Below are 7,403 nucleotides of genomic sequence, written 5' to 3'. Positions count from 1 at the left end.
CCCCGGCGCCCGCCCCGGGCGCGGCGCCCGCGCAGGCCGCCCCGCGCACCGCCAACAGTGCCCGCGCGGAGCGCCGGCGCCGCTCCTACGCGGCCTGCAACCGCGCCTCGCATCAGCGCGGGTTGCGCGGCGGCAAGCGCCGGCGCTTCCTGATCCGGTGCCGGCTCGGCTACGAGCGGACCCGGATCCCCGGTGGCCAGCCCGCCGCGGCCGCGCCGGCCCAGCCGGGCCGGAAGCCGTGACGAGGACCCGCCTCCTTTCACCCGCGCCGTCGGGGCGGCTCGCGGCGCGACTTCCGGCGCGTCGGTCGCGATGAGGCTCGTCGTCTTCGACGTCGACGGCACCCTCGTCGACAGCCAGCACCTGATCGTGGCGGCCCAGGAGGTGGCGTTCGCGGAGAACGGTCTGCCGGCGCCCGGGCGGCGGGAGGCCCTGTCGGTGGTCGGCCTGTCGCTGCCGCAGGCCTTCCGGCGCCTCGTCGGCGAGGGCGGCCCGGTCGCGGAACTCTCGGAGAGCTACAAGCAGGCCTACAACCGCCTGCGGCTCGACCCCGCCCACGAGGAGCCCCTGTTCCCCGGCATGGCCGACCTGCTGACCCGGCTGCACGGGCGCTCCGACGTGCTGATCGGCCTCGCCACCGGGAAGTCGCGGCGCGGCGTCGACCGGCTGATCGCGCATTACGGCTGGGCGGACTGGTTCGCCACGACCCAGAGCGCCGACGACGCGCCGTCGAAGCCGGATCCGACCATGCTGCAGCAGGCGATCCGCGAGGCCGGCTGCGAGCCCGAGTCCACCTTGATGGTCGGCGACACCACCTTCGACATCGCCATGGGCGTGGCGGCCGGCGCGACGGCCGTCGGGGTCGCCTGGGGCTACCATCCGCCGGACGCGCTCTACGGGGCCGGGGCCGTGACGGTGGTCCCGAGTGCCGCCGCGCTGGAGGCGCTGCTCCTCGAGGGGCTCGCGACCGGATCCTGATCGCGGGAGGCTCGCGCGCGGGGCCGGAAGCGCCTATCTCGCCTCCATGAGCGATCAGACGACAGACTGGCTCGGGCAGCCGAGCGACGGTGACCGGCCCGACCCGGTCCGGGCCGCCCGCGGCCACGCCAAGCCGGCCCTGCCCCACCGCTTCTACAAGGAAGCCGGCTTCTCCGAGGATGCCGACGGGTTCCGGCTGACCCTGGACGGACGTCCGGCCAACACGCCGGCCCGCAACCCGCTGCGTCTTCCCAGCCGGGCACTGGCCGAGCGCGTCGCGGCGGAGTGGCAGGCCCAGGACACGGCGATCGACCCCGCGCGGATGCCCCTGACCCGGCTCGCCAACACGGCGATCGACGGCGTCACGCCCCGCCTCGCCGAGGTCGCGGCGGATCTCTGCGCCTACGCGGGCACCGATCTCGTGGCCTACCGCGCCGGGGATCCGGAGCGCCTCGTGGCGGCCCAGGCGGAGGCCTGGGATCCGATCCTCGCCTGGGCACGGGACGCGTTCGGTGCACGGGTGATCCTGAGTGAGGGCGTCATGCACGTCGCGCAGCCGGCCGACACGATCCGGGCGCTCTCTGCGGCGGTGAACGCGGTGACCGACCCGTTCCGGCTGGCGGGCCTGCACACCCTGACCACGCTGACCGGCTCCCTGCTGATCGCCCTGGCGGTTCTCGAGGGCCGGCTGACACCGGCCGAGGCCTGGGCCGCGGCCCACGTGGACGAGACCTATCAGGCCGCCGTCTGGGGGCGCGACGCCGAGGCGGAGGCCCGCCTCGAGGCGCGCCGGACGGAGTTCGAGGCGGCCGCCGCGTTCGTCGCGGCCGGCGGCTGAGCCCGGGCCGCGGTCCGGCGCGGTCGCGCAGATGCAATTGCGCAACAATCCCGCATTCGCGGCGCCCGCCCCGCGTCGGCGGCTGACAAAGCGCGAACACTGTTTTAGGGTTCGATGCACACTGTGTTCGAGTCGACGATGCGTTCCGATCAGCCTATCCGTTGCAGTTTTGAAGGCGAACTGGCCAATCTGATCGCGTCGAAGCAGTCTTCCCGGGATCTCGACGGGCGCTACGCGCTGTTCGACGCCCTCTCGGACCTCGAGCGCCGAGCACAGGGCGCCGGTGCGCCCGATCTGACCTTGCGCAAGATTGCCGAGATCCGGTTCCTGGCGGGGATCCTGCGCGAGTCGGTGCGCCCGTTCCCGATCGCGCCCCTGCGGACGGTGCTGCGCGTGCGCGAACGGATCGACGCCCGCCGCGCGGTCACCGCCGAGCCCGCGGATCTCGACGCGGTCTGACTCGGGCGCGGATCAGGCGGGCTCGGCCAGGGCCGCCCGGACCTTCGCCTCCAGGGCCGCGGGCTTCGTCCCGGGGGCGAACCGGGCGATGACCCGGCCGTCGCGTCCCACCAGAAACTTGGTGAAGTTCCACTTGACCGCCCGCGTGCCGAACAGCCCCGCGCGAGCCCGGGTGAGATGGGCGTAGAGCGGGTCGGCGCCGGACCCGTTCACCGCGATCTTGGCGAGTACCGGGAAGCTCACGTCGTAGCGCAGCGCGCAGAAGCTCGCGATCTCGGCGGCGTCGCCCGGCTCCTGCGCGCCGAACTGGTTGCAGGGGAATCCCAGGATCGTCAGGCCCGCATCCCGGTGCCGGCGCCAGAGCGCCTCGAGCCCCTCGTATTGCGGGGTGAAACCGCAGCGGGAGGCCGTGTTCACGATGAGCAGCACCTGACCGCGGTGCTGCGCGAGCGGGTACGGCGTTCCGTCGGCCGCGGAGACGCTGAAATCGTGAACGGTCGTCATGGCCGATCACTCGGGCAAACCGGCCGGATCCGCAAGGCTCGCGCGTCGCGACATCGCGTCGGCCCGCGGCGCGGCTCGGCGATCCCGGCCGCGGCCCTCATGCCCGATGACGGCCCGGGTGGTCGGATCGCCGATCATGCGGCGGCAGTCCGGCGCCGAGCGGGCCGCGATGCGCGGCCCCGGCCGGTCGCCCGGTTCAGGCCGGCACTTTCTGGACGTCGAAACTCGGGCCCTGGGGCGTCATCCGGTCGGTGGTGACGATGCGCTCGTCCGCCCCGACGATCCCGAGGCTGACGTCGCGATCGGGAAGGATGACGGTGGTGCTCTTGTTGACGTGGACCAGCACGTGCCGGCGCAGGGGCACCGAGGCCACGGCCCAGCGCCTGAGCTGCCCGTAATAGGGCTCGCGCCGCCACGCGCCCGCCTGTCCGGGATCGACCTGCACGTTCATGTTGCGGGTGAGCGGGTCGAGGCTCAGCACCATTTTGGCGCGATCCGGCTTCCATTCCGGGCCGAGCCAGCCCTCGGTCATCCAGAGGCAGTGGAACGCCCGGCAATGGTCCGGCCGGGTGGCGTGGATGGCGCAGCCCTGGCCGGCCTTCGTATGGCGGCACCACTGGCCCGCGACGCTCTCGACCGCGGGCACGTCGTAGACCTTGCAGCACAGCGTGCAGGCGCCGCAGGCGCGGCCGGGGGCGGGTTGGGCGACGTAGGCTTCCGGGTTGAGCATCGGTCGGGCGCGGCGAGGGGCGGTGCTGGGAGTAGCGCTGGCGGCATGCGTCCGGCAACGGCCGGACGCGGATCCTCCGGGCTACCTGACGGGGCATCGGGTCGGTAGTGTGGCGGCGGTCACCCGCGCACGAGGACCTTGCGAACCATGCTCTCGAACCTCGCGACCCGCGACGTCGAAACCCTCCTCCATCCCTACACGAACCTGTCGACGCACCGACAGACCGGCCCGCTGGTGCTGGAACGGGGCGAGGGCGTGCATGTCTACGACACCGAGGGGCGCTCCTACATCGAGGGCATGTCCGGCCTGTGGTGCACGGCGCTGGGCTACTCCAACGCGGAGCTCGTGGAGGCGGCCCGGGCGCAGATGGCGCGCATGCCGTTCACGCACCTGTTCTCCGGCCGCAGCCACGATCCGGGCATCGAGCTGGCCGAGACGCTGAAGGAGCTGATGCCGGTCCCGACCTCGAAGATCTTCTTCACCTCCTCCGGGTCCGAGGCCAACGACACGCAGGTCAAGCTGACCTGGTACTACAACAATGCCCTGGGGCGGCCGAAGAAGAAGAAGATCATCGCCCGCCAGAAGGGCTACCACGGCGTCACGGTCGCGAGCGCCTCGATGACCGGGCTCGCCGCGAACCACGCCGACTGGGACCTGCCGCTTCCGGGCTTCCTGCACGTCTCGCCCGCGCACCACTACCGGGGCGCCGAGCCGGGCGAGACCGAGGAGGCCTACTCGGCGCGCCTCGCCGCCGAGCTGGAGGAGACGATCCTGCGCGAGGGGCCGGAGACGGTCGCGGCCTTCATCGCCGAGCCGGTGATGGGCGCGGGCGGCGCGATCGTGCCGCCGCGGGGGTACTTCGCGGCGATCCAGGCGGTGCTGGCCAAGTACGACGTCCGCTTCATCGCCGACGAGGTGATCTGCGGCTTCGGCCGGCTCGGCACGTGGTTCGGCAGCGAGGCGCTGGGGGCCCGGCCCGATTCGATCTCCTTCGCCAAGGCCCTGACCTCGGCCTACATGCCGCTCGGCGGCGTGAGCATCGACGAACCGCTCTACGAGGCGCTGATCGGCCAGAGCGAGAAGATCGGCACCTTCGGCCACGGCACCACCTATTCCGGGCACCCGGTGGCCGCCGCGGTGGCCCTGAAGGCGATCGAGATCTACCGCCGCGACCGGGTGATCGAGGGCGCGGCCGAGAAGGCGCCGCAGTTCCAGCGCCGTCTGGCGGCGCTCGCCGGGCACGACATCGTGGGCGAGGCCGGCGGGCTCGGGCTGATCGGCGGCCTGGAGATCGTCGCCGACAAGGCCAGCAAGCGGCAGTACGACCCGAAGAAGGGGGTGGCCGCGCGCTGCGTCGCCTTCGCGCAGGGCGAGGGGCTGATCGTGCGCGCGCTCGCCGGGGACCGCGTCGCCGTCTGCCCGCCGCTGATCATCGCGCCGGACGAGATCGACGCCCTGTTCGACCGGCTCGGGCGGGCCCTGGACCGGACCCGCGACTGGATCCGCGCCGAGGGGCTGGAGGCGATGCCGGGCTGAGGACCGCTCCGCGCGCGTCGCGGCGCGGGCGCGGAGCCCGGCCGCGGCAGTCGCTTGCCGCCGTCACACCGCGTCGCGCGGCGCGTCCGGCAGCGCGGCCGCCTGGAGCCCCGCCGCGGTCAGCGGCGTGATGCGCAGCGTGGTGATCCGGTTCTTGGCCTTCCGCAGCACCTGGAAGCGGAAGCCGTGGAAGTTGAAGGCGGTGCCCTGGTCCGGGATGGTCCGCGCCTCGTGGATGACGAGGCCGGCGATGGTGGTCGCCTCCTCGTCGGGCAGGTCCCAGTCCATGGCCCGGTTCAGGTCGCGGATCGGCACGCCGCCGTCCACGTTCACCGATCCGTCGCCCTGCGGGCGCACGCCCGAGACGGTGACGTCGTGCTCGTCGGCGATGTCGCCGACGATCTCCTCCAGGATGTCCTCCAGGGTCACGAGCCCCATCACCTCGCCGTACTCGTCGACCACGAGGGCGAAGTGGGTCTTCTTGGTCAGGAAGGCCTTGAGCTGGGCGCGCAGCGACGTCGTGCCCGGCACGAACCACGTCTCCAGGGCCAGCGCCTCGACCTTGAGGCCGGAGGCGTCGCCGCCCGCGGCGTCGAGCGCCCGCAGCAGGTCCTTGGCGTGGAGGACGCCGACGATGTTCTCGGGCGTGCCGCGCCACAGCGGCATGCGGGTGTAGGGCGAGGCCAGCACCGCCCGGACGATGTCCTCGGAGGGCTGGTCGGCGTCGATCGCCCGCATCTTCGTGCGGTGGACCATCACGTCGGAGACCGACAGGTCCGACAGGTCGAGGAGGCCGCCCAGCATGTCGCGCTCGGCCTTGGCGACGCCGCCCTCCCGGTGCATCAGCGCCACCTGCCCGCGCAGCTCCTCGGCGGCGGTCAGGATCGACTGGTGCTCGCCGATGGTGACGCCGAACGGCTTCAGCATCACCCGCACGACGTGCTCGATGGCGATGGCCAGCGGGCCCATCAGCGCCACCGCGAAGGCCACCGGGCGGGCGGTGAGCAGCGCGGCCCTGTCGGGTTTGGAGATCGCCAGCGTCTTCGGCAGCACCTCGGCGAAGACGATGACCAGCACCGACATGCCGACCGTTGCGTAGATGACGCCGCTCTTGCCGAACAGCGCCGTCAGGACGCTGGTGGTGAAGGCCGAGGCGCCGATCGCCACGATGTTGTAGCCGATCAGCATCGCGCCGATGAAGCGCTCGCGGATCGCCAGGATGCGGTTGACGATCGCGGCGCGCGGGTCGCCCGCCTGCTCGAGGGCGTGCATCCGGGCTCGCGAGGCGGCCGTGAAGGCCGTCTCCGCGCCCGCGAAGAAGGCCGAGAGCAGCAGCGAGATCGCCACGATGCTCGCGGCGAACCACAGGTCGATATGGGTTTCCATCGGGTCCGTCAGGCACGCCTCGCGCGGCTTGTCGGCCGCCCATATAGCGCCTCCTGCGACTTATTGCGCGCCGATCGGGCGCACCGTCCACGTCGCCCAGTAGACGGGCCGCCCGTACAGGCTCGACGCGTCGCGCCCGGAGGCGGTCGGGGCGAGCCGGTCGAGCCAGGTCAGGAAGCCCGCCTTGTTCGGGTAGATCGCCGGCGTGTCGAGGTTGCCCTCCGCGTCGGTCATCCAGAAATGCGCGCTGCGGTCGTACCGGCCGCTGCCGTCGCCCCCCGAGCGCAGCCCGAGATAGGCGGCGGAGCGGCCCGCCTCCACCGGATCGGCGTAGAGCTTGAGGGCGCCGATCCCGTCGAGGTTCAGGTCGGCCGTATACTGCAGGCAGATATCCGCCACCGGGCCGCCCGGGGCGTTGGCGGGCCGCTGGCACGTGTAGGAGACCGCCCAGCGCGGCATGCCCTTGGCGCGGGCCACCCGCACGAGGGTCCCGGGCGGCAGCGGCCCGGCGAGCTTGCGCGCCGTCGACCAGACCTTCGGCCCCGACAGGTCCTGCGCGGTGCGCAGGAACAGCCCGGTGCGGCGCTTCTCGGGGGCGAGGCCGCAATCCTCGGGCAGCACGTCGGTGTAGACGTAGTGGTAGGTGCGGTCGACGACGCTGATCGAGCCGGCGAGTCCGTGGGTCTCGAAGGCCGGCGCCGTGCAGGCCGACGTGACCGGCTTGCCCGCCTCGTCGACCACCGCGGCGGGGACGGGCGGGTCGGCGCGCCGGCCGCGGCCGGCGCCGGCCTCGAACGGCGTCCAGGCCAGCCCGTAGCCGTCGGCGGTGCGGGTCCGGATCTCGAAGGTCTGGAAGTCGAGGGTGCGCGCCTCGATCTGGACGCGGCGCCGGACGTCGGCCGGGCCCGTCGCCGGCGCGTCCGGTTCCGCCCGCCGGCGCCGACGCCGGCCGCGGCGCTCGGGCTCGGCCGC

7 protein-coding genes and 2 pseudogenes are annotated in these 7,403 nt (G+C 73.1%); 5 read left to right on the top strand and 4 right to left on the bottom strand.

Annotation, left to right across the window (positions count from 1 at the left end; all coding sequences use genetic code 11):
* The 4 genes and pseudogenes from ACLBYE_RS28690 to ACLBYE_RS28675 form a co-directional block, all read left to right on the top strand.
* Nucleotides 1–242: pseudogene (locus ACLBYE_RS28690) on the top strand (hypothetical protein); the annotation flags it as partial.
* A 70-nt stretch (nt 243–312) separates the two neighbouring features.
* The gene (locus tag ACLBYE_RS28685; RefSeq protein ID WP_447696762.1) at nt 313–978 is read left to right on the top strand and encodes an HAD-IA family hydrolase; all 666 of its coding nucleotides are present in this window, start codon (nt 313–315) and stop codon (nt 976–978) included.
* A gap of 46 nt (nt 979–1,024) precedes the next feature.
* Nucleotides 1,025–1,816 carry an ATP12 family chaperone protein gene (locus tag ACLBYE_RS28680; protein ID WP_447696761.1) on the top strand — a complete coding sequence of 264 codons (792 nt, stop codon included), beginning with the start codon at nt 1,025–1,027 and terminating at the stop codon, nt 1,814–1,816.
* 138 nt (nt 1,817–1,954) lie between these two features.
* A complete protein-coding gene (locus ACLBYE_RS28675; RefSeq protein ID WP_447696760.1) occupies nt 1,955–2,275 on the top strand; it encodes a hypothetical protein in 321 nt (106 codons plus the stop codon).
* 12 nt (nt 2,276–2,287) lie between these two features.
* On the opposite strand, the gene ACLBYE_RS28670 is transcribed toward ACLBYE_RS28675, so the two are convergent.
* Both ACLBYE_RS28670 and ACLBYE_RS28665 read right to left on the bottom strand, forming a co-directional pair.
* Complete coding sequence (locus ACLBYE_RS28670; protein WP_447696759.1) at nt 2,288–2,779, bottom strand: glutathione peroxidase; 492 nt, start codon at nt 2,777–2,779, stop codon at nt 2,288–2,290.
* 196 nt (nt 2,780–2,975) lie between these two features.
* Nucleotides 2,976–3,509 carry a hypothetical protein gene (locus tag ACLBYE_RS28665; RefSeq protein ID WP_447696758.1) on the bottom strand — a complete coding sequence of 178 codons (534 nt, stop codon included), beginning with the start codon at nt 3,507–3,509 and terminating at the stop codon, nt 2,976–2,978.
* 147 nt (nt 3,510–3,656) lie between these two features.
* Here ACLBYE_RS28665 and ACLBYE_RS28660 point away from each other — a divergent pair, with 147 nt between their 5' ends.
* Nucleotides 3,657–5,045 carry an aminotransferase gene (locus ACLBYE_RS28660; RefSeq protein WP_447696757.1) on the top strand — a complete coding sequence of 463 codons (1,389 nt, stop codon included), beginning with the start codon at nt 3,657–3,659 and terminating at the stop codon, nt 5,043–5,045.
* A 63-nt stretch (nt 5,046–5,108) separates the two neighbouring features.
* Here ACLBYE_RS28660 and ACLBYE_RS28655 read toward each other — a convergent pair whose 3' ends face one another.
* Nucleotides 5,109–6,431, bottom strand: coding sequence for an HlyC/CorC family transporter (locus ACLBYE_RS28655; protein ID WP_427508126.1), 1,323 nt, complete (start codon nt 6,429–6,431; stop codon nt 5,109–5,111).
* A 60-nt stretch (nt 6,432–6,491) separates the two neighbouring features.
* Nucleotides 6,492–7,403: pseudogene (locus tag ACLBYE_RS28650) on the bottom strand (hypothetical protein); the annotation flags it as partial.

It is taken from the genome of Methylobacterium sp. A52T (assembly GCF_053346095.1).
Note: the sequence above shows the minus strand (reverse complement) of the source record. Positions and strands in the feature narration are given on the sequence as shown.

Excerpts from the sequence above, each read along its gene's own strand:
- ACLBYE_RS28660 (WP_447696757.1), top strand. The coding sequence starts at position 3,657 with ATGCTCTCGAACCTCGCGACCCGCGACGTCGAAACCCTCCTCCATCCC.
- ACLBYE_RS28655 (WP_427508126.1), bottom strand. The coding sequence starts at position 6,431 with ATGGAAACCCATATCGACCTGTGGTTCGCCGCGAGCATCGTGGCGATC.
- ACLBYE_RS28680 (WP_447696761.1), top strand. The coding sequence starts at position 1,025 with ATGAGCGATCAGACGACAGACTGGCTCGGGCAGCCGAGCGACGGTGAC.
- ACLBYE_RS28665 (WP_447696758.1), bottom strand. The coding sequence starts at position 3,509 with ATGCTCAACCCGGAAGCCTACGTCGCCCAACCCGCCCCCGGCCGCGCC.
- ACLBYE_RS28670 (WP_447696759.1), bottom strand. The coding sequence starts at position 2,779 with ATGACGACCGTTCACGATTTCAGCGTCTCCGCGGCCGACGGAACGCCG.
- ACLBYE_RS28685 (WP_447696762.1), top strand. The coding sequence starts at position 313 with ATGAGGCTCGTCGTCTTCGACGTCGACGGCACCCTCGTCGACAGCCAG.
- ACLBYE_RS28675 (WP_447696760.1), top strand. The coding sequence starts at position 1,955 with ATGCGTTCCGATCAGCCTATCCGTTGCAGTTTTGAAGGCGAACTGGCC.